The organism is Paracoccus sp. J56, from assembly GCF_019633685.1.
In the GTDB taxonomy this organism is placed as follows: Bacteria; Pseudomonadota; Alphaproteobacteria; order Rhodobacterales; family Rhodobacteraceae; genus Paracoccus; species Paracoccus kondratievae.
The window spans coordinates 36,355-62,564 of the sequence record NZ_JAFL01000013.1; the positions used below are offsets into that span (position 1 = coordinate 36,355).

At 62.4% G+C, this 26,210-nt stretch carries 26 protein-coding genes and 1 pseudogene; 9 read left to right on the forward strand and 18 right to left on the reverse strand.

Annotation, left to right across the window (positions count from 1 at the left end):
- Positions 1–45 precede the first annotated feature (45 nt).
- From M511_RS11200 to coaBC, 9 genes are read right to left on the reverse strand one after another with little or no spacing between them, the layout of a single operon-like run.
- Positions 46–1,257: a cysteine desulfurase gene (locus M511_RS11200; protein WP_085502228.1), complete on the reverse strand. Its 1,212-nt coding sequence runs from the start codon at positions 1,255–1,257 to the stop codon at positions 46–48.
- Positions 1,254–1,841, reverse strand: coding sequence for a Yip1 family protein (locus M511_RS11205; protein WP_085502229.1), 588 nt, complete (start codon positions 1,839–1,841; stop codon positions 1,254–1,256). The genes M511_RS11200 and M511_RS11205 overlap by 4 nt, the downstream gene beginning before the upstream one ends.
- Positions 1,838–2,326, reverse strand: a complete 489-nt coding sequence (locus M511_RS11210; protein ID WP_085502230.1) for a hypothetical protein — start codon at positions 2,324–2,326, stop codon at positions 1,838–1,840. Before M511_RS11210 ends, M511_RS11205 begins: the two co-directional genes overlap by 4 nt.
- Positions 2,323–3,669 (reverse strand): SufB/SufD family protein, encoded by a 1,347-nt coding sequence (locus tag M511_RS11215; protein ID WP_085502231.1) that lies wholly within the window; start codon positions 3,667–3,669, stop codon positions 2,323–2,325. Before M511_RS11215 ends, M511_RS11210 begins: the two co-directional genes overlap by 4 nt.
- Entirely contained in the window at positions 3,669–4,424 is a 756-nt protein-coding gene (gene sufC, locus M511_RS11220) for a Fe-S cluster assembly ATPase SufC (protein ID WP_010395188.1), read from the reverse strand. Before sufC ends, M511_RS11215 begins: the two co-directional genes overlap by 1 nt.
- Positions 4,425–4,434: 10 nt before the next feature.
- Positions 4,435–4,746 (reverse strand): heavy metal-binding domain-containing protein, encoded by a 312-nt coding sequence (locus tag M511_RS11225; RefSeq protein WP_010395189.1) that lies wholly within the window; start codon positions 4,744–4,746, stop codon positions 4,435–4,437.
- Positions 4,743–6,269, reverse strand: coding sequence for a Fe-S cluster assembly protein SufB (gene sufB, locus M511_RS11230; RefSeq protein WP_085502259.1), 1,527 nt, complete (start codon positions 6,267–6,269; stop codon positions 4,743–4,745). Before sufB ends, M511_RS11225 begins: the two co-directional genes overlap by 4 nt.
- Before the next feature lies 1 nt (position 6,270).
- Positions 6,271–7,338 (reverse strand): cysteine desulfurase family protein, encoded by a 1,068-nt coding sequence (locus M511_RS11235; protein ID WP_010395193.1) that lies wholly within the window; start codon positions 7,336–7,338, stop codon positions 6,271–6,273.
- Positions 7,338–8,591 carry a bifunctional phosphopantothenoylcysteine decarboxylase/phosphopantothenate--cysteine ligase CoaBC gene (gene coaBC / locus M511_RS11240; RefSeq protein ID WP_085502260.1) on the reverse strand — a complete coding sequence of 418 codons (1,254 nt, stop codon included), beginning with the start codon at positions 8,589–8,591 and terminating at the stop codon, positions 7,338–7,340. Before coaBC ends, M511_RS11235 begins: the two co-directional genes overlap by 1 nt.
- 133 nt (positions 8,592–8,724) lie before the next feature.
- On the opposite strand from coaBC, the gene M511_RS11245 reads away from it, so the two are divergent.
- Together M511_RS11245 and M511_RS11250 are read left to right on the forward strand one after the other, a co-directional pair.
- Complete coding sequence (locus M511_RS11245; protein ID WP_085502261.1) at positions 8,725–10,239, forward strand: YifB family Mg chelatase-like AAA ATPase; 1,515 nt, start codon at positions 8,725–8,727, stop codon at positions 10,237–10,239.
- A 162-nt stretch (positions 10,240–10,401) separates the two neighbouring features.
- A pseudogene (locus M511_RS11250) lies at positions 10,402–10,706 on the forward strand (integrase core domain-containing protein); the annotation flags it as partial.
- A gap of 175 nt (positions 10,707–10,881) precedes the next feature.
- On the opposite strand, the gene gshB reads toward M511_RS11250, so the two are convergent.
- The 3 genes from gshB to rsmI all read right to left on the reverse strand — a co-directional run bounded on the left by gshB (position 10,882) and on the right by rsmI (position 13,228).
- The gene (gene gshB / locus M511_RS11255; RefSeq protein WP_085502232.1) at positions 10,882–11,838 is read right to left on the reverse strand and encodes a glutathione synthase; all 957 of its coding nucleotides are present in this window, start codon (positions 11,836–11,838) and stop codon (positions 10,882–10,884) included.
- A 69-nt stretch (positions 11,839–11,907) separates the two neighbouring features.
- Positions 11,908–12,279 carry a YraN family protein gene (locus M511_RS11260; protein ID WP_176224544.1) on the reverse strand — a complete coding sequence of 124 codons (372 nt, stop codon included), beginning with the start codon at positions 12,277–12,279 and terminating at the stop codon, positions 11,908–11,910.
- A 19-nt stretch (positions 12,280–12,298) separates the two neighbouring features.
- A complete protein-coding gene (gene rsmI, locus M511_RS11265) occupies positions 12,299–13,228 on the reverse strand; it encodes a 16S rRNA (cytidine(1402)-2'-O)-methyltransferase (protein ID WP_010395205.1) in 930 nt (309 codons plus the stop codon).
- Between the two features lie 103 nt (positions 13,229–13,331).
- Here rsmI and M511_RS11270 point away from each other — a divergent pair, with 103 nt between their 5' ends.
- From M511_RS11270 to murJ, 3 genes are all read left to right on the forward strand, one after another.
- Positions 13,332–14,534, forward strand: a complete 1,203-nt coding sequence (locus M511_RS11270; protein WP_010395207.1) for a penicillin-binding protein activator — start codon at positions 13,332–13,334, stop codon at positions 14,532–14,534.
- 65 nt (positions 14,535–14,599) lie between these two features.
- The gene (locus M511_RS11275; RefSeq protein ID WP_406611653.1) at positions 14,600–17,347 is read left to right on the forward strand and encodes a [protein-PII] uridylyltransferase; all 2,748 of its coding nucleotides are present in this window, start codon (positions 14,600–14,602) and stop codon (positions 17,345–17,347) included.
- Between the two features lie 10 nt (positions 17,348–17,357).
- A complete protein-coding gene (gene murJ, locus M511_RS11280) occupies positions 17,358–18,902 on the forward strand; it encodes a murein biosynthesis integral membrane protein MurJ (RefSeq protein WP_085502235.1) in 1,545 nt (514 codons plus the stop codon).
- Here the strand turns inward: murJ and M511_RS11285 are convergent.
- Positions 18,893–19,606 (reverse strand): rhomboid family intramembrane serine protease, encoded by a 714-nt coding sequence (locus M511_RS11285; protein WP_010395214.1) that lies wholly within the window; start codon positions 19,604–19,606, stop codon positions 18,893–18,895. The two genes, murJ and M511_RS11285, sit on opposite strands and share 10 nt — an antisense overlap.
- An 83-nt stretch (positions 19,607–19,689) precedes the next feature.
- Here M511_RS11285 and trpS point away from each other — a divergent pair, with 83 nt between their 5' ends.
- Both trpS and bmt read left to right on the forward strand, forming a co-directional pair.
- The gene (trpS, locus tag M511_RS11290; protein WP_010395218.1) at positions 19,690–20,709 is read left to right on the forward strand and encodes a tryptophan--tRNA ligase; all 1,020 of its coding nucleotides are present in this window, start codon (positions 19,690–19,692) and stop codon (positions 20,707–20,709) included.
- 87 nt (positions 20,710–20,796) lie between these two features.
- On the forward strand, positions 20,797–21,756 hold the full coding sequence (gene bmt, locus M511_RS11295) for a betaine--homocysteine S-methyltransferase (protein WP_085502262.1): 960 nt from the start codon (positions 20,797–20,799) through the stop codon (positions 21,754–21,756).
- Here bmt and M511_RS11300 read toward each other — a convergent pair whose 3' ends face one another.
- Positions 21,757–22,839 (reverse strand): PA0069 family radical SAM protein, encoded by a 1,083-nt coding sequence (locus M511_RS11300; RefSeq protein WP_085502236.1) that lies wholly within the window; start codon positions 22,837–22,839, stop codon positions 21,757–21,759.
- A gap of 164 nt (positions 22,840–23,003) precedes the next feature.
- Here M511_RS11300 and M511_RS11305 point away from each other — a divergent pair, with 164 nt between their 5' ends.
- Entirely contained in the window at positions 23,004–23,168 is a 165-nt protein-coding gene (locus M511_RS11305) for a hypothetical protein (protein ID WP_192826986.1), read from the forward strand.
- A gap of 92 nt (positions 23,169–23,260) precedes the next feature.
- Here the strand turns inward: M511_RS11305 and M511_RS11310 are convergent, their stop codons facing one another.
- The 3 genes from M511_RS11310 to M511_RS11320 all read right to left on the reverse strand — a co-directional run bounded on the left by M511_RS11310 (position 23,261) and on the right by M511_RS11320 (position 24,830).
- Positions 23,261–23,497: a hypothetical protein gene (locus M511_RS11310; RefSeq protein WP_010395224.1), complete on the reverse strand. Its 237-nt coding sequence runs from the start codon at positions 23,495–23,497 to the stop codon at positions 23,261–23,263.
- A 281-nt stretch (positions 23,498–23,778) separates the two neighbouring features.
- The gene (locus tag M511_RS11315) at positions 23,779–24,375 is read right to left on the reverse strand and encodes an HNH endonuclease (RefSeq protein ID WP_010395226.1); all 597 of its coding nucleotides are present in this window, start codon (positions 24,373–24,375) and stop codon (positions 23,779–23,781) included.
- A 134-nt stretch (positions 24,376–24,509) separates the two neighbouring features.
- On the reverse strand, positions 24,510–24,830 hold the full coding sequence (locus M511_RS11320; RefSeq protein WP_085502238.1) for a DMT family transporter: 321 nt from the start codon (positions 24,828–24,830) through the stop codon (positions 24,510–24,512).
- A gap of 94 nt (positions 24,831–24,924) precedes the next feature.
- On the opposite strand from M511_RS11320, the gene M511_RS11325 reads away from it, so the two are divergent.
- On the forward strand, positions 24,925–25,359 hold the full coding sequence (locus M511_RS11325) for a VOC family protein (protein ID WP_010395231.1): 435 nt from the start codon (positions 24,925–24,927) through the stop codon (positions 25,357–25,359).
- A gap of 187 nt (positions 25,360–25,546) precedes the next feature.
- Here the strand turns inward: M511_RS11325 and M511_RS11330 are convergent, their stop codons facing one another.
- Positions 25,547–26,203 (reverse strand): alpha/beta hydrolase, encoded by a 657-nt coding sequence (locus M511_RS11330; RefSeq protein ID WP_010395238.1) that lies wholly within the window; start codon positions 26,201–26,203, stop codon positions 25,547–25,549.
- Positions 26,204–26,210 lie beyond the last annotated feature (7 nt).

Consider the following 26,210-nt stretch of genomic DNA (forward strand, 5'->3'; position numbering starts at 1 on the left):
GCGCCCCCGCTGCTTAGCCGCAAAAACGCGGCTCTGCAATGGGGTTCAGGCGAAAAGCTCGCGGCAAAAAACAAGCCCGTCGATCAGCGCATCGACCTCGGCGCGGGTGTTGTAAAGGGCAAAGCTGGCCCGAGCCGTCGCGCTGGCGCCAAAGAAATCCAGCAGCGGCATGGCACAATGAGTCCCCGCGCGAACCGCAATGCCGCGCTTGTCGAGGATGGTCGAAATGTCATGCGCATGCGCGCCCTGCATCGTCATCGAGAAGATGGCGCCCTTGTCCGCCGCGTCGCCCTGAACCGACAGCCAGTTCAGACTGCGCAGCCGTTCGCGCGCATAATCACGCAGGTCACGCTCATGCGCGGCGACATTCTCCATGCCCAGCGACATCAGATATTCCAGCGCCGCACCAAGTCCGATCTGATTGACGATACCGGGCGTTCCCGCCTCGAAGCGCAGAGGTGGGTCGGCATAGTCAACAGCATCCCGGGTCACCGTGCGGATCATGTCACCGCCACCCATAAAGGGCCGCATCTCGGCCTGACGCTCGGCCCGGATCCAGATCGCACCCGAGCCCGAGGGGCCATATAGCTTGTGCCCGGTGATGCAGTAGAAATCAACGCCAAGCAACGAAAGGTCCACCGGCATATGAACGGCCGCCTGGCTGCCATCTACCAGAACCGGAACCGAAGTGCTGCGTGCAATCGCCCCCACATCGACTACGGTACCCGTTACGTTCGACATATGGGTGACGGCGATCAGCCGGGTGCGCGGACCGACCGCGGCCAGCACCTTTTCTGCCGGAAGTGAACCGTCGGCCTCGGGCTCAACCCATTTCAGCTGCACGCCCTGACGTTCGCGCAAAAAATGCCAGGGCACGATATTGGCGTGGTGCTCAAGCACCGAAAGCACAATTTCATCCCCGGCCTGCAGGCGCGGCGCGGCCCAGCCGTAAGAGACAAGGTTGATCGCCTCGGTCGAGCCCGAGGCGAAGATCACCTCATCTTCACGCGGGGCGTTCAGGAAACGGGCGATGATGGCGCGGACACGCTCATAATTCTCGGTCGCGAGGTTCGACAGGAAATGCAGGCCACGATGAACATTCGCATATTCGGCCTCATAGGCACGCGTCACCGCGTCGATCACCACGCGCGGCTTTTGTGCCGAGGCACCGTTGTCCAGATAGACCAGCGGGCGGCCATTCACCTGCCGCGACAGGATCGGGAAATCGGCACGGACCTTTTCGACGTCGAAGCTCATGGTGTCACCTCGGGGACAATGCCGAATGCAGCCGCAAAGAGCGACAGCACAAAGCCAATCAGAAAGATGCTGCCGATCAGCCCCACCACCACCTTGCCGGTGCTGGTAAACCCGTGCAGCGCCTTGGTCATGATCACGGCAAGATAAAGGAATAGGCCAAAGGCCAGCATCGAAAGCAGCGTGGTCGTGGCGGGAAACAACGCCATCATCACCACCTGCACCGCTTGCAGGCCGACAAGCATCAGCTCGACCCAGCCGACCACCAGCAGCGCATCGGCAAAGTTGCCACGCCCACCGAAAAGCCGTCCGATCTGGGCCACGCACAGCGCCGACAGCACCATGGCGCCAAGCTGGATACCCGCCAAAGTCATCGGCTCGGAAAGCATGCGAGAGACCGGGTTGTCCACCTCGATCGGAAACAGCATCAGGGACAGCCCGGCCAGCAGCGTCGAAAGCGTCACCGCCAGTAACAGCACCATCCAGCGCGCCACCATCGGCAGATCAAGACTACGCAGTACCCGAAGGGCACTTTCGGGGTCGCGCAGAGTCAGAACCGTCAGATCGCCAAGATCACTGAACCTCATCGCCCGCCCGCCAGACTGCGCAGCCCGGCGCCCCAAATGCAAAGGAACCCAAGCCCTGCAAGCGACTGCGTCAGGGTCAACGCCCTGCCCGGCCCCACCAGACCCGCCGTCAGCCCGGCAAGCAACATGGCGGGAGCAACCGCCAACAGTGCCCAGAACAGCGCCAGCCGCGAATCCTGCGGGGCGACTGGCCATGGCGTCAGCCGCGACAGGGCTGCAACCAGCGCCGCAAGGCCATAGGCGACCAGCGGCATGATGAACATGACCGCCAGCAAGGCCCCGCCCATACGCGCACCCAAGGGGACATCGGGCTGCAATTGCGCAGCCCGGGCATGGCCCGGTGCCTGCGCGATCAGAAAGATCAGCATCGCCGTCATCAGCACGACGATCAGCACCCGGTCGGGCATGCCGCGCAAGGAAGCAACCACCCTGCCCGGCGCCCACCAGCTTTGCAGGATGCGCGGGACGATGCCAGCCTGGCTCATGCCTTGCCCTGATTGCCCGCGCGCTGGGTCAGCCAGTCTTCCAGACGGCCGAGGATGTCGTCGCGCAGCCGCTCATCTTCGATCTCTTCCAGAGCATCGGCAAGGAAGGACAGGATCAGCAGCACGATCGCACGCTCTTTCGGCACCCCGCGCGAACGCAGGTAGAAAAGTGCCGTCTCGTCCAGCGCACCGGTAGTCGAGCCATGCGAGCATTTCACGTCATCGGCATAGATCTCAAGCTCGGGCTTGGCGAGGAACTGGCTGCCTTCGTCCAGAAGCAGCCCTTGGCTGATCTGGTAGCCGTCGGTCTTTTGTGCGCCCGGCTTGACAAGAATCTTGCCCTGGAACACGCCTTCGGCACTGTTTTTCAGCACCTTCTTGAACACCTGCCGGCTTTCGCAACGCTCAGCCCCATGGATGATAAAGACGGTGTCATCATGGTGGAAACGGCCGGTGTCGCCATCACCGAGAACGGCAGCGGCGATATGGGCTATCGCATCATCGCCGGCGATGTCGATCACCGCCTCATTGCGCATCATCCGTCCGTTGACGGTCAGGGCAAAGGACTTGAACAGCGCCTCGCTCTCAACCCGGGCAAAGATATGGCCGATCCCCAGTTTGGGATCATTGGCCCGCTTGGCGCTGACATGGTGGAAACGCGCGCCTTTGCCGACCTCAACCTCCAGCACCACGTTCGAGCGTGCGCCGATGGCCCCGGTCTCAAGCAGGGTCAGTTCTGCCCCCTCCTCAAGCTTGACAACATGGTGCAGGGAGACATCCGCATCCACAGCCGAGCGGTGATAGGTAATGTGAACCGGACGCCCGATCCGGCCAGTAACCCGGATCAGCACACCATCCGAGGCGGTCAGTGTGTTCAACACCGCAAAGGGACGTTTGACCGGCTGCTGACCAGCCGCCTCAAGCTTGCCATAAAGGCCCGCCGCCCAGTGGTCAGCACGACCCTCGGCCGAAGCGAGGTTCTCAATCTCGACCCCTTCGCCCTCCAGCTTGTCCGAAGCCGCGGCGTCAAAGCGCCCGTCAACAAAGACGAGGTTCAGCCGCTCGATTTCTGTGAACAGCGTCGAGGAATCGCCAGCAATTTCGGCCGCTTCGGGCCGGGCGGCATTAAACAGCGCGGGATCGGTATAGCGCCAGTATTCGTCGCGCGGGCCAGGCAGGCCCATGGCCTGAAGCCGCTGCGCCGCATCCTCGCGCGCAGCGCGGGTAAACCCGCCCTCAGGCAAGGTCAGCACGTCAAGACGCGCAGCCAGCGCGGCATCACCTGGACGAGCCTTGTCGGCACTGGCCGCGGCCTGCGCTGCAAGAACAGCCGTGTCCGCCATTATCCGACCTCCGCCAGAAGATCTCCGTAACCGTTTTGTTCGACCTCCAGCGCCAGTTCAGGACCGCCGGTGCGCACAATACGGCCATTGGCCATGATGTGGACGACATCAGGGCGGATATGGTCAAGCAACCGCTGGTAATGGGTGATGACAAGGAAGGCACGGTCGGGCGAACGCAGCGCGTTGACGCCATCGGCGACCAGCCGCATCGCATCGACGTCAAGGCCCGAGTCGGTTTCATCCAGAATGCACATGCGCGGCTCAAGCACCGCCATTTGCAGGATCTCATTGCGCTTCTTTTCGCCGCCAGAGAAGCCGACGTTGACCGAACGCTTCAGCATCTCGCTGTCGATTTTCAGCGTCTTGGCCTTTTCACGGATCAGCTTGAGAAAATCCGCCGCGCTAAGCTCGGGCTCACCCCGGGCTTTGCGCTGCGCATTGGCAGCGGTGCGCAGGAAGGTCAGGTTGCCAACGCCGGGGATTTCGACCGGGTATTGGAAAGCCAGGAACAGGCCTGCGCTGGCGCGCTGTTCAGGTTCCATTTCCAGCAGGTCCTGACCGCCCAGCCTGGCCGCGCCGTCAGTCACCTCATAGCCGTCACGGCCCGACAGAACGTAGGACAGCGTCGATTTACCCGAACCGTTCGGACCCATGATCGCATGGACCTCACCAGCCGGGACAGTCAGATCGACGCCTTTGAGGATCTGCTTGTCCTCATCCTCAAGCTTGACGTGCAGATTCTTGATTTCCAGCATAGTTCGGTTCCTATTCGACAGTCACGGCGGTGCCCGAGGCGGACACCATCAGCATGTTGTTGATCACTTCATAGTCCAGATCGACGCCGACCACGGCATTGCCGCCCAGTTCGCGGGCGCGGTCCTGCATCTCGGACAAAGCGGTTTCGCGGGCCGAGGCCAGCGCGGTTTCGTAGGCGCCTGAACGGCCGCCCACGATATCGCGAATCCCGGCAAAAAGGTCACGGAAGATATTGGCACCGATGATGGTCTCGCCCGTCACCACGCCATGATAGGCACTGATACGACGGCCCTCGATGGTGGGAGTGGTAGTGACGATCATCCGACCGACCCCTCCAGCGAGATGGCGACCAGCGACTGCGCCTCCATGGCGAACTCCATCGGCAGGGCCTGCAGCACCTCGCGGCAGAAGCCGTTCACCACCAGCGCCACCGCCTCTTCTTCGTCCATGCCGCGCTGACGGCAATAGAAGAGCTGGTCATCATCAACCTTGGAGGTTGTCGCCTCATGTTCGACGCGCGACGAGGTGTTCTTGACCTCGATATAGGGCACGGTATGGGCACCGCATTTGTCGCCAATCAGCAAGCTGTCGCATTGCGTATAGTTGCGGCTGTTCGTTGCACGGGGATGCATCGACACAAGGCCGCGGTAGGTGTTCTGCGCATGCCCGGCAGAAATCCCTTTGGAAACAATGCGTGAGCGGGTGTTCTTGCCAAGATGGATCATCTTGGTGCCGGTGTCAGCCTGCTGATGGTTGTTAGCAATTGCGATCGAGTAGAACTCACCCTGGCTTTCCTCGCCGCGCAGGATGCACGACGGATATTTCCAGGTGATGGCCGAGCCGGTCTCTACCTGCGTCCACATCACTTTGGCCCGCGCCTCGCGGCAGTCGGCACGCTTGGTGACAAAGTTATAGATGCCGCCCTTGCCTTCCTCGTCGCCCGGGAACCAGTTCTGGACAGTCGAGTATTTGACCTCGGCATCCTCCAGCACGACAATTTCGACCACGGCGGCGTGCAGCTGGGCAACGTCGCGCTTGGGCGCAGTGCAGCCTTCCAGATAGCTGACGTAAGAGCCCTTGTCGGCGATGATCAGCGTACGCTCAAACTGGCCGGTGTTCTCGGCATTGATGCGGAAATAGGTCGACAGTTCCATCGGGCAGCACACGCCCGGCGGAACATAGACAAAGCTGCCGTCCGAAAAGACCGCCGAGTTCAGCGTCGCAAAAAAGTTGTCCGACTGGGGCACGACCGAGCCAAGATATTTGCGCACCAGTTCGGGATGTTCGCGGATCGCCTCGGAGATCGAGCAAAAGATCACGCCGGCCTTTGCCAGTTCGTCCTTGAAGGTGGTGCCCACGCTGACGCTGTCAAAGACCGCATCGACCGCAACCTGGCGCGCCTCGGCCGGGGCGCCTTCGGCACCTTCGATCCCGGCAAGGATCATCTGCTCTTTCAGCGGGATGCCCAGCTTTTCATAGGTGGCAAGCAGCTTCGGATCGACCTCGTCCAGCGACCTGGGCTTGACCTCCATGCTTTTCGGGCGGGCGTAGTAATACTGATCCTGATAGTCGATCTCAGGATAGTTCAGCATCGCCCATTTGGGTTCGGTCATGGTCTGCCAGCGGCGGAAAGCCTGCAGGCGCCATTCCGTCATCCATTCGGGCTCTTCGTTCTTTTTCGAGATCAGCCGGACGATGTCCTCATTGATGCCCTTGGGGGCATATTCCATCTCGATCTCGGTGTCCCAGCCGTATTTATAGGACCCCATGTTCTGCACGGTCTCGACGGTCTCGCGGTCTACGCCCTCGCGGATCTCGATTGCATCGCCGATCTGTTCAGTCATTTCAAACCCTTCCCGCGGTCGCCCGCCGATCATCCCTTTGCCGCCAGCGGTCATAGGCCGCAAGCCAGGCCTCTGCGAAACGCATCACGTCCCGAGCTTCCGTCGTCGGACCGATCGAGACGCGGATCGCATCACCCGCCAATTCCGGCGCGATTCCCATGGCGGTCAGGACCGAGCTTGGCCGGACCTTGCCGGAAGAACAGGCCGAGCCTGCCGAAACGGCAAATCCGGCCAGGTCCATCTGCATCACCTGCGTCTCTCCGCGCCATCCCGGCGTCAGAATCGACAATGTATTCGGCAGGCGACGGGCCTCGCGCCCCGGGAATGTAACCATTTCCGCCCGGGATTCCAGAGCAGCCATCAGGGAATCGCGTAAATGCGACACTTTTTCTCCGATTCCTTGATCCAGATCATTCTGGGCTGCTTTTGCCGCCGCCGCAAAGCCCATGATGCCGATCAGGTTCTCGGTTCCGGCGCGGCGGCCCTGCTCTTGTCCGCCGCCCTTGATGCGCGCCTCGATCTCGGTGCCGCGGCGGACGACCAGCGCGCCTGTTCCACGTGGTCCGCCAAGCTTGTGGGCCGATACAAAGCCCGCCTGAATGCCCAGCCAGTTAAAGGCGAAAGGCACCTTGCCAAAGGCCTGCGTCAGGTCGCTGACCGCCAGCCCGGCCGGCAGATCCTGCAGAACGCCGGTTTCGGAATTGGCCATCTGCAGTGCCGCACGGGAAGGATCGGACACCGTCACCAACCCCGCTGCGTCGGTATCAAGCACCGCCTCGCACCAGGCCAGAACCGCGGCATGTTCGACCGCAGAGCAGGCAAGCCCGCGTCCCGCCAACACCAGTGCAGCAGCCTCGGTCGCGCCCGAGGTAAAGATCACATCCGCCCCTTCGGCGCCAAGTGCCGCCGCGACATCCTCGCGCGCCTGCTCCAGCGCGGCCTTTGCCGCCCGCCCCTCGGCATGGACCGATGAGGGGTTGCCGACAATCTCCATCGCCGCCCGCATCGCCTCGCGCGTCTCGGGACGCAGCGGGGCGGTCGCATTCCAGTCCAGATAGACCCGCTCCATCACCGACCCTCCCCGACAAGCACATCGGCCATGCGCTCGGCCAGGCGGCGCCCGACATCGCCCTTGGACAGGCGCGGCCAGCTTTCTGCCCCCGCCTCCGAGATCAGGGTGATCGCATTCTCGGACCCGCCCATGATCCCGGTCGCCGGGGTGACGTCATTGGCAACGATCCAGTCACACCCCTTGCGCAGCCGCTTGCGGGTCGCGTTTTCCAACACATCGTCGGTTTCGGCGGCAAAGCCCACGACAAGCCGCGGCCTGCCCTGCTGCAACTGACTGATCCACGCCAGAATGTCGGGGTTTTCACTGAACTCCAGTGCCGGAGGCCGTCCAGATCCGTCCTTTTTGATCTTACCCGCCCCGGCATTGGCAACATGCCAGTCCGCCACGGCGGCGGCCATGACCGCCGCATCAGCGGGAAGAGCCGCCTCAACAGCGGCCCGCATCTCGCGCGCGGTCTGGACGGTGATGACCTCAACCCCCTCGGGCGGCGCGGCCTCGGCGGGACCCGTGATAAAGCTGACCCGCGCACCCAAATCGCGCAAGGCGGCAGCAATCGCGGTACCCTGCGCACCGCTTGAGCGGTTGGCGATATAGCGCACAGGGTCGATCGGCTCATGGGTCGGACCCGAGGTCACGATCACATGCTGCCCGCTCAGCCTTTGTGACGGCAGCGAGATTGCGGCTTCGGGTGGCAGGCGCAGGGGCTTTTGCCGACCAAGCGCAGCCCGGATCGCCTCAAGGATCGCCTCGGGCTCGGCCATGCGTCCGGGGCCAAATTCACCGCAGGCCATATCGCCGTCTTCCGGGCCGACAAAACGGATGCCGTCATTCTCTAGCGTCTCAAGATTGCGCTGGGTGGCCGGGTGCTGCCACATGCGCACATTCATTGCCGGGGCAGCCAGCACCGGCTTGTCGGTCGCCAGAAGCAGCGTCGAGGCCAGATCATCGGCCATGCCCGCCGCCATCCGCGCCAAAAGATTGGCAGTCGCGGGGGCGACCACGACCAGATCGGCAGCCCGCGACAGCTGAATATGGCCCATTTCGGATTCGCGCGTCAGGTCGAACAGCTCGGTATGGCAAGGGGCTTCGGCCAGCGCCGAAAGCGTCAGCGGAGTGACGAATTCAGCGCCTGCCTTTGTCAGCACCGGGACGACCGAACCGCCCTCTCGCCGGATCATGCGGATCAACTGGGGAATCTTGAAGGCGGCGATTCCCCCGCCGACGATCAGCAATATGCGGCTGCCCTGCATGGTCGCCTCCTGTACCTTGATGGTTGCTTTGCACATAGGCGGATCAGGCGCGCACGACAAGCAAGCGACGACGTTAACTTAACATTAAGACCTGCCGGATTAGACCGTCCCGGATGTGACGCTGGGGGCGCTGATGGCGGCGATTGCATATACCGTTGCCTTCGACGGGATCGAGGCACGGCTGGTCGAGGTGCAATGCTCGGTCTCGCCCGGACTTCCGGGCTTCGGCATCGTCGGCCTGCCCGACAAATCAGTCAGCGAGGCCCGCGAGCGGGTCAAGGCCGCCTTTGGCGCGCTATCAATCGCCATGCCCTCGCGTCGGGTGACAGTGAACCTCTCACCCGCCGACCTGCCGAAAGAGGGTTCGCATTTTGACCTGCCCATCGCTCTTGCCGTGCTGGCGGCGCTGGAGATCGTGCCCGCCGACGCGTTAGAGCGCGTCGTCACCCTTGGCGAGCTCGCGCTGGACGGCCGCCTTGCGCCCATCGCGGGCGCCCTGCCCGCCGCCGTAGCAGCGGCCGAGGACAACCGCGCCTTGCTCGTCCCCCACCCTTGCGGCGCCGAAGCTGCCTGGGTCGATGCTGTACCTGTCTTTGCCCCGCGCAACTTGCGTGAGGCGGTCGATCATCTAAGCGACCGTGCCCCACTTGGCCGCACCGCCGCAGGGACGCTTGCCGAAACCGTTCATGACCTTGACCTGGCCGAGGTCAAAGGACAGGAGCGTGCGCGACGCGCCCTGGAAATCGCTGCTGCCGGGCGTCATCATCTGTTAATGGTGGGACCGCCCGGGGCCAGCAAATCCATGCTCGCCACCCGGTTACCCAGCATCCTGCCGCCCCTGACACCGCAAGAGGCACTGGAAACCTCGGTCATCCAATCAGTGGCCGGCTTATTGTCAGACGGTAAAATCTCACGTGCTGCGCCCTTCTGTCAGCCACATCACACCGCCTCTATGGCGGCGATGGTCGGTGGCGGACGCAATGCCCGGCCCGGGCAGGTCAGCCTTGCGCATAATGGCGTGCTGTTTCTCGACGAACTGCCCGAGTTTGAACGCCGGGTCATCGACGCCCTGCGCGAACCACTCGAAACCGGAGAGATCCATGTCTCTCGTGCCAACGCCCATATCCGCTACCCGGCGCGTTTTCTTTTGGTTGCCGCGGCGAATCCCTGCCGCTGCGGAGACATTGCCGATGCCGCTCGGGCTTGTTCAAAGGCGCCACGCTGCGGAGCAGATTACATGGGGCGGGTCTCGGGCCCGATGATGGATCGTTTCGATCTGCGCATCGAAATGCCTCAGGTCTCGATCGAGGACCTGTCCCTGCCGGCAACAGGCGAGAGCTCTGCCACAGTGGCGGAACGGGTCACCGCCGCGCGAGCCATGCAGACCAAACGCTTTGCTGGCCATCCCAAAGCGCGGGTGAACGCAGACGCATCAGGTCGCCTGCTAGAAGAAATCGCGCCGCTGGACAAGGATTGCCAGTCCTTACTGACCCTTGCAGCCAACCGGCTGGGCCTCACTCCGCGCGGCTATCACCGCATCCTGCGCAGTGCCCGGACCATTGCCGATCTGGATCAATCTGCTGAAATCCGCCAACCGCATTTGGCCGAAGCGCTTTCATATCGCCTGCCTTTCGGCCGCGCAGATTAAAAGCCGGCGCTGTTTTTGCAGAAAACAAGAAGTAAGGGGAGAGGTGGTTTGATTAACCTGAACAGGTCCCCTGCATTTTCCAGGTGCTTTTCCGCCTCAGCTACCCCGCCACCGCTTCGGGCATTGGCGGTTTGAAGCAGGCCTGATCGGGAGGGTACCCTACGCCGCCCGCCACCGGGATGTATTCGCCACACGGATCGCGGCGCGCAATACTGCGCCCATGACTACCAGAAACTTTTGCGCAAAAACGGGTCAAGGTATCAATGAGTGACAAGGGCAACTGTTATGATAACCCGGCCGTCGAGAGCTTCTTCAAGTCCCTGAAGGCAGAATTGGTCTGGAGGCGCACCCGGCGCGACGTCGAAATCGCCCTCTTCGGATACATCAATGGCTTCTACAACCCGCGGCGCAAACACTCAGCCCTCGGCTGGAAATCACCCGCGGCCTGCGAGCAGAGGGCCGCTTAACATGAGCACCTCACCGGAACAGAACCGGGGCAGGTTCAAGGTGCTCATGGGACATCATGTTACGTTTCAAGCTCATCCCTCATGCAGAGTGAACCTGAAACGCTAATGCTGGATCAGCAGAACTTCTCGCGTCCGCATATCTTAAAAATGCCGACGGGACGCAAACAGCCCGCAGTCACTCTGGCCCTTTCTCACCCAATCTCCGCTCGATGGCTTCCCAAATCAACGCTGCCGCATTGATCCCATCAAAGCGCTCCAGCTCTTGAATGCCGGTAGGAGAGGTCACGTTGATTTCGGTCAGCCAGCCGTCAATAACGTCGATGCCAGTGAAAATCAGTCCCTTCTCGCGCAGAACCCGACCAATCCGGGTACAAATTTCATGCTCACGTTCCGTTAGTCCGATCTTTTCAGGACGACCGCCCACATGCATGTTTGACCGCGCCTCACCCGCTGCCGGAACGCGATTGATGGCTCCGACCGGCTCTCCGTCGACTAGAATGATACGCTTGTCCCCCTTGACCACGGCGGGCAGATATTTCTGCGCAATGATCGGCTCGCGGCTGTTGGCAAGGAAGGTCTCGACCAGAGAAGAAAGGTTCGGGTCATCCGGGCGCATATGAAAGATGCCGACCCCGCCGTTGCCATAGAGTGGCTTCAGGATGAAATCCCCATGCCGCTCGCGGAAGGCGCGGATCTGCTCAAGATCGCGGGTAATTAGAGTGGGGGGTGTCAGGTCAGGGAAATCAAGAACGAGCAGCTTTTCAGGGCAGTTGCGTACCCAGAACGGATCGTTGACTACATAGGTATCTGGATGCACACGTTCGAGAAGATGGGTTGTGGTGATATAACCCATATCGAAAGGCGGGTCCTGACGCAGCCAGACCACATCGAATTCCGCTAGATCGACATCGACCCAGTCGCCGAAAGTAACATGGTTCCCTAGCTCACGCCGCAGCGTGATGTGACGGCCGCGGGCCATGATCCGGCCTTCGCTATAGCTCAGCCGATCAGCGGTATATTGAAACAACCGGTGACCACGGACTTCAGCTTCAAGCCCGAGCCGGAAGGTGCTGTCGCCATTAATCGAGACATCCTCGATCGGGTCCATCTGCAGAGCCACATAGAGACTCATCTTATCAACTCCCGCCTGTTACGTGCAGGGTTGTCGCGCGCAAAGCAGAGCTTTGCAAGTCAATGCAGATCAGTTGGCACCAAAGGCGTTCTCGATTATCTCGACACGCCCGAACTGATCGACAAGCGCGGCATCAAACCTCATGGCGGTCAACAGCCCGGCAGGAAGGCGGCCGCAATATTCCAGCGCAGCATTACAGATGCGCGCGATCTGTCTGGCACCAAGCCTGAGCGCCGCCCAATCATGGCTGCGCGACTTCTTGACCTCGACAAAGATGTATTCGTCACCCTTGCTCAGGATCAGGTCGATTTCGCCGCTACGCCCGCGCCAGCGTTCAGACATGACCTGATAGCCGCTCTGAGAGTATTCCCGAGCCACCGCCTCTTCTGCAAGCCGGCCAGCGGAGCAGGAAACAGCACCGCGATGGGCATTCCAGCTCATCACCGCGGGGGCCTCCGTTTTAACCTTCTTCCTCATTCCCACTTTCGCCTTCCTTTCTCATTTCCACGGCCAGCGCATAAACCTCGCGCCGGGGCAGACCAAATCGGGTTGCCACCTCTGCAGCGGCCTGCTTGACTGGCAGTTTATCCAGAAGAGCACCCAAGGCGGAACGCAGGCTCGGTTCATCAGCTGCGACCGGCTCTGGCCGCCCGAACAGCACGACGACCTCACCGCGCAGCCCCTCATCAGGGATTCGCGCAAGCAGTTCCGCCGCAGTGCCGTGCATCACCTCTTCGAACTTCTTTGTCAGCTCTCTGCAAATCACCGTAGGACGATTCGCCTCACTCTCGCACAAGTTTTCCAACAATTGCTTAACGCGTCTGGGGCTTTCAAAGACGATCACGGTGGCATCGACCCCTTGCCAGCTTTCGATCCATTTGCGCCGCGCTCCTGCCGCCGCCGGAGGGAACCCGACAAAGAGAAACCTGTCGCTTGGCAGCCCCGACACCGAAAGCGCCGCGAGCGCGGCCGAAGGTCCGGGCAGCGCGCGGACCACAAAGCCCGCATCGGCGGCATCCCGCGCAAGGCGGTAGCCGGGATCAGCCACCAGCGGCGTGCCCGCATCCGAGGCATAGGCGACCGACTTTCCCTCTCCCAAGGCGGCAAGAATAGCTGGGCGCTGACGATCAGCGTTGTGATCGTGATAGGCGACAAGCCGGCGCCCGCGCAAAGGAATGCCGTGAATATCCAGCAAATGTCGTAGGTTACGCGTATCTTCTGCGGCAAGAACATCTGCCGCATTCAGCACATCGAGCGCCCTTAGCGTGATGTCCCGCGCCGCCCCGATGGGGGTGGCGACAAGATAAAGCCCGGGCCCGGGGCTTGCCGACGAGACGGTCAGGGACAGCGACCTCGCGCCCGTTCCTGCTGCATTGGCGCTGTATTCCATCGCCGCTTCCTTTCTCATTGCCGGGGCAAGTTGCCATGCCCGGAATATGGCAATAACCTGCCCGCAGCAAACCCCCAGCCTCGATCCAACAGGGAATCACGCCATGACCGTCCTGAAAACGATCCGCGGCGCCTTCGGCCTGCGCCGTCCGCTCGTGCGCATCGGAGCCGTCCTTTCCGCCCTGGTCCTAGCCGCTTGCGAACCGGTCGAGATGGGGGCCTCGGGCCCTCAGACCGGACAAGCCATTGATCCGTCGCAACCCGTCCCGGTTGCGCTGCTGGTGCCCGGCGGTACGGGCAGCGCAGATCTGGACTGGCTTGCCCGCTCGCTGACGAATTCGGCGAAAATGGCTGCGGCCGATGCGCGCGGGGCCACCATCGACCTGCGCATCTATAATGCAGGATCCGAACCCGGAACCGCAGTTGCACAAGCCAATAAGGCCGTGGCCGAAGGGGCCAAGATCATCCTTGGCCCGTTGTTCGCCGACAGCGCCAATGCGGTTGGCAATGCCATGGCTCCACAGGGCATCAACGTGCTGTCTTTTTCCAACAACACCGACATTGCCGGCGGCAACGTCTTTGTGCTGGGCAATACCTTCGACAACGTCGCCGACCGCTTGGTCAAATACGGCGTTCGCAATGGCAAGCGCCGCATCCTGATGGTGGCCGAGGATGACGCCGCTGGTCAGGTCGGCGCCCGCGCCATCGAGCGCGCGATCCAACGAAACCGCGCGACGCTGGTCGGAACCGCCGTCCACCCGCTGTCAAAGCAGGGTATTGACGGCATCGTGCCGAACGTGGCCCAGGCGGCGCTGTCGGGCAATGTCGATGCGGTCTTTCTGACCGCAAACCAGGGCGCAGTCCTGCCCTATCTGACCGATAAGCTTGCCGATGCCGGCGTGACCTCGGCCAGCGTGCAGATGATGGGGCTGACGCGCTGGGATCAGCCTTCGGCCCGGCTGCAGCTGCGCGGCGTGCAGGGCGGCTGGTTCGCCATCCCCGATACGACGATGAAGGCGCAGTTCGACCAGCGTTACCGTGCCGCCTATGGTGAAACCCCGCATGAGCTGGGCTCGCTGGCCTATGACGGCGTTTCGGCCATCGCCGCGCTGGTACGGGCAGGCAAGCGCAATGCGCTGACCACCTCGGGCCTGACGCAAAACGCAGGTTTTGCCGGGGTTTCGGGCGCATTCCGCCTGCGGCGCGATGGCACCAACGAGCGTGCATTGGCAGTCGCCACCGTCCGCGGCGGGCAGGTCGTCGTGCTGGATCCCGCTCCGCGCAGCTTTGGCGGCTTCGGGTTCTGATCTTGAACGCCAAGGATAGCGAGAATTTGCCGCAAAGCGCCCCGGCTCTGCCCGGGGCGCATTCACTGTTTGCGCCCGAGGTCTTTCTGCCCACGCTGGCCGGGGCGCTGCAGCACCTCTCGGAACCGCGCGAGATCAGGGCACGTACAGTTGCCATTCTGGCCGAGGCCCGCGCTGCGGCTCTGGCCGATATCGCCACAGGCTTTATGTCCCACCCGCGTGCCGCACGGGAAACCGTGCGCGCCATCGCCAGCCTGACCGACGCCACGGTCACGGCGATCCATCACGTCGCCACCACCATCCTGCACCCTTCGCAGAACCCCACCGATGCCGAGCGGTTGGCAATCCTTGCCATCGGCGGTTACGGTCGCGCCGAAATGGCCCCGCAATCCGATGTCGATCTGCTGTTTCTGACCCCGTGGAAAGTCAGCGGCTGGGCGGAAAGCGTCGTTGAATCGATGCTGTACATGCTGTGGGATCTGAAGCTGAAAATCGGCCAGTCCACGCGGTCAATCGACGATTGCCTGCGGTTGGGTGCAGGCGACATCACCATCCGCACCAGCCTGCTGGAACACCGGCTGATCTGCGGTCACGCCCCCGCCGCCGAGACCCTGCGCGACCGGCTGTGGTCCGAGCTTTTCGACAAGACCGTCCCTCAGTTCATCGAGGCCAAGCTGGCCGAGCGAGCCGAACGCCACCGCCGTCAGGGTGGCCAGCGCTACGTGCTTGAGCCGAACGTCAAAGAAGGCAAAGGCGGCCTGCGCGACCTGCAGACCCTGTACTGGATCGCCAAATACATCCACCGGGTCGACCGTGCGGTCGAACTGGTCGATCTGGGCTTTTTCACCCGTGAAGAGCATCTGACCTTCTGGCAGGCCGAGGATTTCCTTTGGGCCGTGCGCTGCCATCTGCATCTGATCGCCGGGCGTCCTCAGGATCAGCTGACCTTTGACATGCAGGTCGAGGTTGCCAGGCGCATGGGCTATCGCGACCTCGGCGGGCGCCGCGCGGTCGAGATCTTTATGCAGGACTATTTCCTGCACGCGACCAGGGTGGGTGAGCTGACACGGGTGTTCCTCGTCGCGCTGGAGGCACGCCACCTCTACAAAGCGCCGATCATGAACATGCTGTTTCAGCGTCGGCGCCGTGTCCGCACGGGCTTTCGCGTTGATCGCGGCCGGCTGACCTATGCCGATGAAAAGCAGTTCCTGTCCGATCCGCTGAATATTCTGCGGCTGTTTGAAGAGGCGCTAAGAACCGGCATCCTGATCCACCCCGACGCCATGCGCGCCGTGACCGCCAATCTGGACCGTATCGACGACAGTATGCGTTCGGACCCCGAGGCGGTGCGCATCTTTCTTGATCTCTTGCTGAAACATGGCAACCCCGAACGCTCGCTCAGGCGGATGAATGAACTGGGCGTACTGGCCGCCTTTATCCCCGAGTTCGCTCCGGTGGTGGCGATGATGCAGTTCAACGTCTATCACCATTACACGGTGGACGAGCACCTGATCCAATGCGTTGCCGCCCTTGCCGCCATCGAGCGCGGCGATGATGCCGAGGACCTGCCCGTGGTCAGCAAGATCATGAAGGGCAAGGTGAACCGGCGGGTAATCTATCTGGCGGTGCTGTTGCATGACATCGGCAAGGGCCGGACCGAGGATCACTCGATCCTTGGCGCACGCCTTGCCCGGCGTGTCTGCACCCGTTTCGGCCTGCCTGCGGATGAGATCGAAACCATCGAATGGCTGATCCGCAACCACTTGCTGATGTCGGATGTGGCGCAGAAACGCGACATTGCCGATCCGCGTACGCTGCGGGACTTTGCCAAGGCGGTCAAGACCACCAAGCGGCTGGATATGCTGCTGGTGCTGACGGTTTGCGATATCCGCGGCGTCGGCCCCGGCACCTGGAATAACTGGAAAGCGATGCTGCTGCGCAAGCTGCATCAGGAAACCGAACGCGGGCTGGAAAACGGCCTCGAAGAGCTGAACCGCGACAAGCGCATCGGCGAGGCCAAACGCTCGCTGCGCCATCTGCTGGCCGCCAAGGGGTGGGAGCCGAAAGAGATCAAGGCAGAGCTGGCCCGCCATTACGACAACTACTGGCCCGGGCTGCCGACCGATACGCATTACGTCTTTGCCGAGATGCTCAAGGATCTGGGCGACGACGAGATCCGCACCGACCTGCATCCCGACACCGACCGCGACGCAACCCGGGCCGCATTTGTGCTGGCCGACCATCCGGGGATCTTTTCGCGTATGGCCGGGGCTCTGGCGCTGGTTGGCGCGAATATTGTCGACGCGCGCACCTATACCACCAAGGACGGTTTTGCGACGGCGGTGTTCTGGCTGCAGGACGCGGACGGCCATCCCTATGCGTCCGACCGCCTGCCCCGCCTGCGCGCCATGATCCAGCGCACGCTGAAGGGCGAGATCGTCGCGCGTGAGGCGCTGGCCGGCCGCGACAAGCCGAAAAAGCGCGAATCCGCATTTCGCTTCCCGACCCATATCACCTTCGACAACGAGGCATCGGACGTCTATACGGTGATCGAGGTCGATACCCGCGACCGTCCCGGCCTGCTATACGACCTGACCCGGACGCTGGCCGACAATCACATCCAGATCGCCAGCGCGGTTATCGCGACCTTTGGGGCGCAGGTGGTGGACACCTTCTATGTCAAGGACATGTTCGGACTGAAACTGCATCAGCAGAACCGCCGCGAGGCGCTGGAGAAAAAGCTGCGTCAGGCGATCAAGGACGGGGCCGAGCGCGCCGAACGGGCCGAGCGCCCCCTGGGCCGGACGTTCTAAGGGACAAGGGATGCAACCGATCAGACTTATTCGCGGCTTTCTCTCGGTCGGCGCGTGGACGCTGGCAAGCCGCATCGTCGGCTTTGTCCGCGATGTGATGATCGCCGCCTATCTGGGCACCGGCCCTATAGCGCAGGCCTATATCGTCGCCTTCACCCTGCCCAACATGTTCCGCCGCTTTTTCGCCGAAGGCGCATTTAACACCGCTTTCGTGCCGATGTTCGCCAAGCGGCTGGAAAGCAACGACAACCCGCGCGGCTTTGCCGAAGAGGCGTTCTCGGGGCTCTTTACAGTCGTGCTGGCGGTGTCGCTGATCGCGCATCTGGTGATGCCGTGGCTTGTGCTTATGCAGGCAGCGGGCTTTCAGGGGGACGAGCGGTTCGAACTTGCGGTAATCTATGGCCGCATCTGCTTTCCCTATATTCTGTTTATCTCGCTGACGGCGCTGCTGTCGGGGTTGCTGAATGCGGGAGGGCGCTTCATGGCCGCCGCCGCCGCGCCGGTGCTGATGAACCTGATCCTGATTGCGGCGATGCTTCTGGCCGACTGGCGCGGCTGGGATATGGGGCTGGCGATGGCATGGTCAACGCCGGTCTCGGGGCTGGCGCAGCTTTTCACCGTCTGGTGGGCGGCCAGGCGCATGGGCTTTCCGCTGCGCCTGCGCAGGCCAAGGCTTTCGCCCGATATGCGCCGCCTGCTGGCTATCGCCGCACCCGCCGTCCTTGCGGGGGGGGTGGTGCAGGTCAACCTGCTTGTCGGGCGGCAGGTGGGTTCATTCTTTGACGGGGCGATTGCCTGGCTGACCAATGCCGACCGGCTGTATCAACTGCCGCTGGGGGTGGTCGGTATCGCTATCGGGATCGTGCTGCTGCCCGATATCTCGCGACGGCTAAAGGCCGGGGACACGGATGGTGGCCGTCATGCCTATAACCGCGCCGCCGAATTCGCGCTGTTTCTGACCGTGCCCGCCGCCGTGGCGCTGGTGGTCGCGGCCGAGCCGCTGATCTCGGTCCTGTTCCAGCGCGGCGCCTTTCTTGCCGCTGATGTCGGGCCGACAGCGCTGGCGCTGGCAATCTATGGGCTGGGTCTGCCTGCGTTTGTCCTGCAAAAAGTGCTGCAGCCGCTGTATTTCGCGCGAGAGGATACGCGCACGCCCTTTCGCTTTGCCATCTGGTCGATGATCGTCAATGCGGTGGCAGCGCTGGGGCTTGCCCCTTTTATCGGCTTTTCTGCAGCCGCGCTTGGCACGACTATCGCTGGCTGGACCATGGCCGCACAGCTTTGGCGCGGGACCAGAGCCTTTGGCGAGGCGACCCAGCTTGACGCGCGCTTTCGCCATCGCCTGCCCCGCATCTGCGCCGCCTCTGTGGTGATGGGCGCGGTGATCTGGGGGCTGATGCTGGTGTTCGAAGAGGCGTTGCATACCCCCGGCACGCGCTATCTGGCGCTGGCCGCGCTGGTCTTTGGCGGAATAGCAACCTATGGCGCTGCGGCGATGGCCCTTGGGGCTTTCCGTCCCTCGGACCTGCGCGCAGGCTTCCGGCCTCAGCGTTGACGGATCTGGCGCATCACGCGCCCGATCCCGCCCGGGATCAGCACAAAGGACAGCAGGAACCCGCAGCCAAAGCCCGCGATCTCGGCGATCCAGGTCATGCTGCCGTCCTGAAACAGGATGGCAAAGACCAGTTGAAAGGCCAGCAGCATCCCGATCAGCGTAAAGGCACGCAACCGGTTCGCGTTCTCTTGCCCAAGCCGGGTCCAAAGCAGAAAGGTGAATGCACCGACAAAGCCATAGACCGCCGGATAGCCCCCGATCAGCGCCTGAAAGCGGAACTGCGGCAAAAGCGCATCCGCCAGCGTATAGACCAGTGCTCCACCAATCGCCGAGCCAAAGAACAGCGCCAGAACCGCCCATGCGCGGAACTGATGCGCGATCAGGTTCCCCAGCGCGAGTGTAAAGACGATCACAAACAGCGCATGCGTCAGTGACAGATGCACAAAGGGATAAGTGACGATGCGCCAGCTTTCATCAAGGAAAAAGGTCCGCAGCTGCCACTGGCGCACCAGCAGGTCGGGAATAAAGGCAACGCGTTCGACTGCCAGCTGGCGCATGGCCAATCCCATGCCTTGCGCGCCCCCTCCGACAAAGCCAAGCTTTGCCAGACCGAACACAGCCTCGCAGGCGATCATCGGCAGGGCAAGTACCCAGACCACGGCGGGCACGGGATTCAGGGGCGATTCATCGTAACCGGGGCGCATCGTGGTTCCTCTGTGGTGGGCGGTTGCGCCCGGACTGGTCAAGGGGTAAGCCAGCGACCGGGAATTTCCAAGCAGGTAGTGCCATGACCACGAGCTTCGCTCCGCGCATCTTTTCCGGCATCCAGCCCTCGGGCGGATTGACGCTGGGCAATTACCTTGGCGCGCTGAAACGCTTTGCCGATTATCAGGGCCAAGGGGCCGAGACGATCTATTGCGTCGTCGACCTGCATGCGATCACCGTCTGGCAAGACCCCGAAAAGCTGCGCCACAACACCCGCGAGGTAGCGGCGGCCTTTATGGCTGCGGGTGTCGATCCTTCGGTGTCGGTCCTGTTCAACCAGAGCCAGGTCAGCCAGCATGCCGAGCTTGCCTGGCTTTTCAACTGCGTCGCGCGCATCGGCTGGATGTACCGGATGACGCAGTTCAAGGACAAAGCCGGCAAGAACAGCGAAAACTCCAGCCTTGGGTTGCTTGCCTATCCTTCGTTGATGGCCGCCGACATTCTGGCCTATCACGCGACCGCCGTCCCGGTGGGCGAGGATCAGAAGCAGCATCTTGAGCTGACCCGCGATATCGCCGCCAAGTTCAACCATGACTATGGCGTGAACTTTTTCCCGATCACCGAACCGCTTATCGAAGGAACCGCGACCCGGGTGATGAGCCTGCGTGACGGCAGCAGGAAAATGTCGAAATCCGATCCTTCGGACGCAAGCCGCATCAACCTGACAGACGATGCCGACGCCATCGCGCAAAAGATCCGCAAGGCGCGGACCGATGCCGACCCCCTGCCCGGCTCGATGGAAGGGCTCAAGGACCGGCCCGAGGCCCGCAACCTCGTCAATATCTATGCCGCGCTGACTGGTGAAACCGGCGATCAGGTGCTGGCACGGTTCGAGGGTCAGGGCTTTGGTGCGTTCAAACCGGCGCTCGCCGACGTGGCGGTGACCGCTCTCGCGCCTATCACCAGGCGGATGACCGAGTTCATGGCCGACCCGGCCGAGATCGACCGCATCCTTGGCCGCGGCTCGGAAAAGGCTGCCGCAATCTCCGCACCGATCATTGAGCGTACCAAAGAAATCATGGGTATGATCCGCTCACGCTGAGCGGGTCCCGACGCTCGACGAATGGACCAATGACTTCCCGGCAGGATGGGCTATGCTTCCCCAACCTGCCGCAGAATGGGAAAGACCATGCCTGACCAGCTGTCGCGGATGCTTGGTGAACGCTCCTGGCTACTGGCCGACGGGGCGACCGGCACCAATCTCTATAATATGGGGTTGGCACCGGGACAGGCGCCCGATCTCTGGTGCGAAACCCATCCCGACAAGGTGCGTGAACTGCACCGCCAGATGATCGCCTCGGGTGCGGATATCATCCTGACAAACAGCTTCGGCGCCAATGCCAGCCGCCTGTGGCTGGCCCGTGCCGAGTCGCGGGTCACCGAACTGAACCGCGCCGCCGCCCGCCTTGCCCGCGAAGCAGCAGCCGAGGTCGGTCGCGCCGTGATCGTCGCCGGCTCGATCGGCCCGATTGGTGAGATCATGACCCCCATGGGCCGGCTGACCGAAGCAGAGGCGACGACGATGTTCACCGAACAGGCGCAGGCGCTGAAAGAGGGCGGCGCCGATGTGCTGTGGATCGAAACCGTTAGCGCCGCCGAGGAAATGCGCGCCGCAGCAAGGGCCGCGCAGACCGTCAGCATGCCCTGGTGCGGGATGATGAGCTTTGAGCCCGGCGGACGCAGCATGATGGGGGTGACGCCTCCACAGCTTGCCTCGCTGATCGACCGGCTGCCTCATCCACCTCTGGCCTATGGTGCCAATTGCGGCACCGGCCCGGCCGAGCTTTTGCTGGCCGTGGCAGGCTTTGCCGCCTCGGGCAATGAACGGCCGCTGATCGCCAAGCCTAACGCCGGTGTGCCGCGCTATCAGGATGGCGGGCTGATCTATGATGCGACGCCTGAGGTGATGGCCGAATTCGCCATTCTGGCACGCGATCTGGGCGTGCGCATCATCGGCGGCTGCTGTGGCACCACGCCCGGCCACCTGAAGGCGATGCGCGATGCGCTGGTCAGCGCGCCGCGCGGCCCGCGCCCCACCCCAGAACGGATATCGGCCCGCATCGCCGAAGTCATGGGGCCGGGCGAGTAATCAAAACAACGAAAGCTGGTCCCCCGCCCGCGGCGGAGGCCCGAACCGGCTGCAATCCAGCACCTCTGCCTCACGCTGCAGGCCCAGCCGTTTGCGCGCCAGGCGAAAGCGTTGGTGCAGCAGATCGGCCTCATGCCCCTCGCCGCGCATACGGCTGCCAAAGCGCGGATCATTGTCGCGCCCGCCCCGCATCGCCTGCACCCGCGACATGACATGCGCAACCTTGCCGGGATGGTGGCGCTGAAGCCAGTCCCTAAAAAGCGGTGCCACCTCAAGCGGCAGACGCAAGGGGATCATGCTGGCAGCGGTCGCCCCGGCATCAAGGGCAGCCTGCATGATATGTTCAAGCTCATGTTCAGTCAGCACAGGGATTACCGGGGCGACCATGACCCGCACCGGCACCCCCGCCTGAGCAAGCTCTCGGATCATGCGCAAACGGGTCTGGGGCGTGGGTGCGCGCGGCTCCATCTGTCGGGCCAGGTCAGGGTCAAGCGTTGTCAGGGATACCCCGACCATAACCTGCTTTCTGGCCGCCATCCCTGAAAGCAGGTCCAGATCACGCAGAACCGTGGCCCCGCGGGTCACAAGGCTGAACGGATGGTTCCAGTCATGCAGAACCTGCAGGCAGCCGCGCATGATGCCAAGCCGTGCCTCGATCGGCTGATAAGGGTCGGTATTGGTGCCAAAACCGATGGGTGCGACAGCGTAGCCCCGCCGCCCGATCTCGGCTTGCAGAAGTTCGGGCGCATTGGGCTTGGCGACGATCTTTGTTTCAAAATCCAACCCCGGAGACAGGCCAAGATAGGCGTGGCTCGGGCGGGCAAAGCAATAGATGCAGCCATGTTCGCAACCGCGGTATGGGTTAACCGAGCGATCAAAGGGAATATCGGGCGAGTTGTTGCGATTGAGGATCGAGCGTGCCCGTTCATGCTCAATCTCGGTGCGCAAAAGGCCCTGCTCTTCGCCGATATCCCAGCCGTCATGCTCGCGCACACGCTGATAGGGCTCGAACCGCGCAGCAGGGCGCGAGTCAGCGCCGCGGGCGCGCAGAATCTCGTCAGGGTTCCGGGGTGGCAGACTCATGCTCCAAGAATGGAACATTTAGAGAACATTTTCCAGAACGAAGCCGTCAGAGATCAAAATTTGTGCAATTGCCTAGGCTTTACCGGCAAGAAAGCCAGCAATGCATGAACTGGGGCTTTTCGCCGGCTACCGCGCGGCCCATATTGAAGGGAATGGAGGATATCATGCCCTTGCCGCATTTCCTGATCATGATCCTTGCAGTCATCCTGACCGGAGGGCTGACGATCTGGGCGGCAAGCGCAGCGGGTGTTCCGCTATTTGCACTGGGTCTGCTGGTTTTGCTGGCGGCGGCCATCGCCCATCTTTCAACGCACGATCACCGCAGCTGATCGGCACCGGGTATTTCAGTCCGGCGCATCTCCCCCGCCCTTGCAGCGGATCGGAGGGAGGAGGCAGCGGATGCCGCTGCCCCGATCTCACGTCATGCAGCGGCGCAGCCCTGCTTTTCGGCGCAGTCCTTGACCGAGGCAAGGGCCGCTTCTTCGGTCCAGGCACGTCCACCTGCAGCCGGATCATCCAGCATCGTCCAGACCCAGGCAGCAACGCCGGGCTCTTGCGGATTGTGGCTGATACGTCCCACGGGCACATCATTGCGGCAGATCGTCCAGTCACCAGAAACGGGCTTTCCGTCAACCACGGTTTGAATACGTGTCCACATGCGAGATCCCTCTCTTGTCTTTGGTTGATCGCCCTGCATGGCCGCAAAAAGCGGAAGATCCATGCGCGCGGACGACAGTCGCTGCGCCGCGCATTAGCGAGCGGCGCAAGACAGGTCTGGATGTCATCACGCAAACCTGACGGGTCGTTTTAACCGGCGTAGCCCGGAACTGCAATCTCCAGACCGCTAAAATGCCGGGTAAATAGGGCATCCGGCCCGTGTGACCGCGACAGATGTGCAGATGAAATCCGCGTAAAGACAGGGCGTTGCACCGCCCCGCCCTATTCCGAGAGCAGCTCGGTATCCCAGTAAAGAAAATCCATCCAGCTTTCGTGCAGATGGTTCGGCGGGAAGCGTCGGCCGATAGCGTGCATCTCTTCCGGCGTGGGCCGACACGGCGGGCGACGCAGACGCATGCCCGAGTTTTTCAGCGATTTATTCGCCTTTTTCAGATTACAGGGCGAACAGGCAGCGACGACATTTTCCCAGCTGGTGATTCCCCCGCGCGAACGCGGCACCACATGGTCAAAGGTCAGCTCGCCCCGCGCACCGCAGTACTGGCAGCAGAACTCGTCCCTTAAGAAAAGATTAAAGCGCGTGAAGGCCACGCGCTTTTGGGGTTTGATGTAATCTTTCAGTACCACAACCGAGGGAATGCGTATGCTATAGCGTTGGCTTCGCACCACCTCGTCATATTCGGCGATTATCTGGACCCGGTCTAGAAACACCGCCTTGATCGCCTCCTGCCAGGGCCACAGGGACAGCGGGTAGTAGCTGAGTGGCCTGAAGTCCGCGTTAAGCACAAGTGCGGGATGGTGGCGCAAACTGGATGGCTCGCGCACGAATTGGGTTCGAAAGTCGCTGTTATCGTCCAGCATCGGCCCTCGCTTCGCCTTGCCCAGGACGGGTCAGAACATGGCTCCGACTATATATCGCGGCTCCGGGCTGACAAGTCCCTGAATATATGCCCTGCATCAAATAGCCGCGCGGCGTGACAGGGGCATGACAATCATCAGTGCGGCGATGCGATCTTCATCAACACCAGCCCCGCAAGGATCAAGACTGCCGCGACAAGACGCAGCGCATCGGCCGGCTCGCCAAGGACAAGAACCCCCAGCACAAAGGTCCCCACCGCGCCGATTCCGGTCCAGATGACATAAGCGGTGCCAAGCGGCAGCACCTTCATCGACAGCGACAGGAACCAGACGCTCGCGACCATGGCTACAAGCGTGATTGCCGTGGGCCAAAGCCGGGTAAAGCCCTCGGACTGTTTCATGGCAAGCGCCCAGACGATCTCTAAAAGCCCGGCCACGCCAAGATAGATCCATGCCATCGCTGTCTCCTGTTCAGGCGCGCAGGCTGCGGCAGCAACGGGCCAAGGTCAAGCTGGGCTGGCCCCAGGGTCGGATTGCTGGCAGGATGGGCCCATGTCTATACCGCCCAAACTGATCGGCACGCTGGAATCGGCCCTTTATGCCGAGGACCTGGACGAGGCCGCCCGCTTCTGGACCGGGATCATTGGCTTGCCCGAAATAGCCCGCGTTCCCGGTCGCCATGTGTTCTTTCGCTGCGGCACTCAGGTGCTATTGGTTTTTCGCGCCAGCGCCACGCGCGTCCCGCCCAAAGCCGATGCCCGCCTGCCCGTTCCGCCGCATGGCAGCGAAGGGCCGGGCCATTTCTGCATAGGGGCCGCGCCAGAGACTCTGGACACCTGGCGCACGCATCTGGAGGCAAGCGGTGTCGAGGTTGAGGCAGATTTTATCTGGCCTCAGGGCGGCAGGTCGCTGTATTTCCGAGATCCTGCCGGCAATTCGATCGAGATAGCCGACCCGGCGATCTGGAACTCTGACGCCCAGCCCTGACTTAGCGGCGTCTGGCGCGTGCCGCGACAGCCTGCGGCTGCGGCGCCCGGAGACGCAGGGCAACCATGCCAGCCGAAACCATGGCGATAGCGGTCATCCAGATCAGGGTCATGTGGCTTCTCCTCGTCTCTCTCATATCAACGTAGGGAAGGAAGAGGGTTACGCAAGAGCAGAATCGCACCAGATGCTATTCCGTGGCGGCAAACCGCTCTTTCAGGAAGGCCAGCGCCACCGACAGCCCATCGGGCGAGATGCCGTGCCCGGTTCCCTTCATCACATGGCCATACACGGTAAACCCGGCCTTTTGCAGCGCCTCACCGGCGACGCTCATGCTTTCGAACGGAACCACCGGGTCCTGATCGCCATGGACAAGCAGAATCGGGGGCCTGACGCGGGCCGCAACATTCTCGGGGTCAAGCAGACGGCCAGAAAAGCCGACAACGCCGGCAATCTCTTCCTCGCGCTGCGGCGCGACGGCCAGCGCCATCATCGTACCCTGCGAAAAGCCGACCACGGCCAGACGGCTTGCAGGCAGCCCCTCATCCGTCAGAACTTTGTCCAGAAAGGCATTGATGTCATTAAAAGATTGCGTGGCCGAAGAGCGCGCCTGCTCTTCGGATGAGCCATCCATCCACGGGATCGGAAACCACTGATAGCCCATGGGATTGTTGACACAACGCTCGGGCGCGTTCGGGGCGTAGAATGCCGCACCCGGCAGATGCGGCGCCAGAGGATCAGCAAGGCCCAGCAGGTCGGCACCATCAGCGCCATAGCCATGCAGGAACACCACCACTGAATCGGCCTTGGCAGGGCCTTTGCGTTCGGATTTCAACTCGCGCAGCATCTCGTCC

Coding starts and splice junctions, on each gene's coding strand:
- M511_RS11200 (WP_085502228.1), bottom strand. CDS start 1,257: ATGAGCTTCGACGTCGAAAAGGTCCGTGCCGATTTCCCGATCCTGTCG.
- M511_RS11205 (WP_085502229.1), bottom strand. CDS start 1,841: ATGAGGTTCAGTGATCTTGGCGATCTGACGGTTCTGACTCTGCGCGAC.
- M511_RS11210 (WP_085502230.1), bottom strand. CDS start 2,326: ATGAGCCAGGCTGGCATCGTCCCGCGCATCCTGCAAAGCTGGTGGGCG.
- M511_RS11215 (WP_085502231.1), bottom strand. CDS start 3,669: ATGGCGGACACGGCTGTTCTTGCAGCGCAGGCCGCGGCCAGTGCCGAC.
- sufC (WP_010395188.1), bottom strand. CDS start 4,424: ATGCTGGAAATCAAGAATCTGCACGTCAAGCTTGAGGATGAGGACAAG.
- M511_RS11225 (WP_010395189.1), bottom strand. CDS start 4,746: ATGATCGTCACTACCACTCCCACCATCGAGGGCCGTCGTATCAGTGCC.
- sufB (WP_085502259.1), bottom strand. CDS start 6,269: ATGACTGAACAGATCGGCGATGCAATCGAGATCCGCGAGGGCGTAGAC.
- M511_RS11235 (WP_010395193.1), bottom strand. CDS start 7,338: ATGGAGCGGGTCTATCTGGACTGGAATGCGACCGCCCCGCTGCGTCCC.
- coaBC (WP_085502260.1), bottom strand. CDS start 8,591: ATGCAGGGCAGCCGCATATTGCTGATCGTCGGCGGGGGAATCGCCGCC.
- M511_RS11245 (WP_085502261.1), top strand. CDS start 8,725: ATGGCGGCGATTGCATATACCGTTGCCTTCGACGGGATCGAGGCACGG.
- gshB (WP_085502232.1), bottom strand. CDS start 11,838: ATGAGTCTCTATGTGGCTCTGCAGATGGACCCGATCGAGGATGTCTCG.
- M511_RS11260 (WP_176224544.1), bottom strand. CDS start 12,279: ATGAGCTGGAATGCCCATCGCGGTGCTGTTTCCTGCTCCGCTGGCCGG.
- rsmI (WP_010395205.1), bottom strand. CDS start 13,228: ATGGAATACAGCGCCAATGCAGCAGGAACGGGCGCGAGGTCGCTGTCC.
- M511_RS11270 (WP_010395207.1), top strand. CDS start 13,332: ATGACCGTCCTGAAAACGATCCGCGGCGCCTTCGGCCTGCGCCGTCCG.
- murJ (WP_085502235.1), top strand. CDS start 17,358: ATGCAACCGATCAGACTTATTCGCGGCTTTCTCTCGGTCGGCGCGTGG.
- M511_RS11285 (WP_010395214.1), bottom strand. CDS start 19,606: ATGCGCCCCGGTTACGATGAATCGCCCCTGAATCCCGTGCCCGCCGTG.
- trpS (WP_010395218.1), top strand. CDS start 19,690: ATGACCACGAGCTTCGCTCCGCGCATCTTTTCCGGCATCCAGCCCTCG.
- bmt (WP_085502262.1), top strand. CDS start 20,797: ATGCCTGACCAGCTGTCGCGGATGCTTGGTGAACGCTCCTGGCTACTG.
- M511_RS11300 (WP_085502236.1), bottom strand. CDS start 22,839: ATGAGTCTGCCACCCCGGAACCCTGACGAGATTCTGCGCGCCCGCGGC.
- M511_RS11305 (WP_192826986.1), top strand. CDS start 23,004: ATGCCCTTGCCGCATTTCCTGATCATGATCCTTGCAGTCATCCTGACC.
- M511_RS11310 (WP_010395224.1), bottom strand. CDS start 23,497: ATGTGGACACGTATTCAAACCGTGGTTGACGGAAAGCCCGTTTCTGGT.
- M511_RS11315 (WP_010395226.1), bottom strand. CDS start 24,375: ATGCTGGACGATAACAGCGACTTTCGAACCCAATTCGTGCGCGAGCCA.
- M511_RS11320 (WP_085502238.1), bottom strand. CDS start 24,830: ATGGCATGGATCTATCTTGGCGTGGCCGGGCTTTTAGAGATCGTCTGG.
- M511_RS11325 (WP_010395231.1), top strand. CDS start 24,925: ATGTCTATACCGCCCAAACTGATCGGCACGCTGGAATCGGCCCTTTAT.
- M511_RS11330 (WP_010395238.1), bottom strand. CDS start 26,203: ATGCTGCGCGAGTTGAAATCCGAACGCAAAGGCCCTGCCAAGGCCGAT.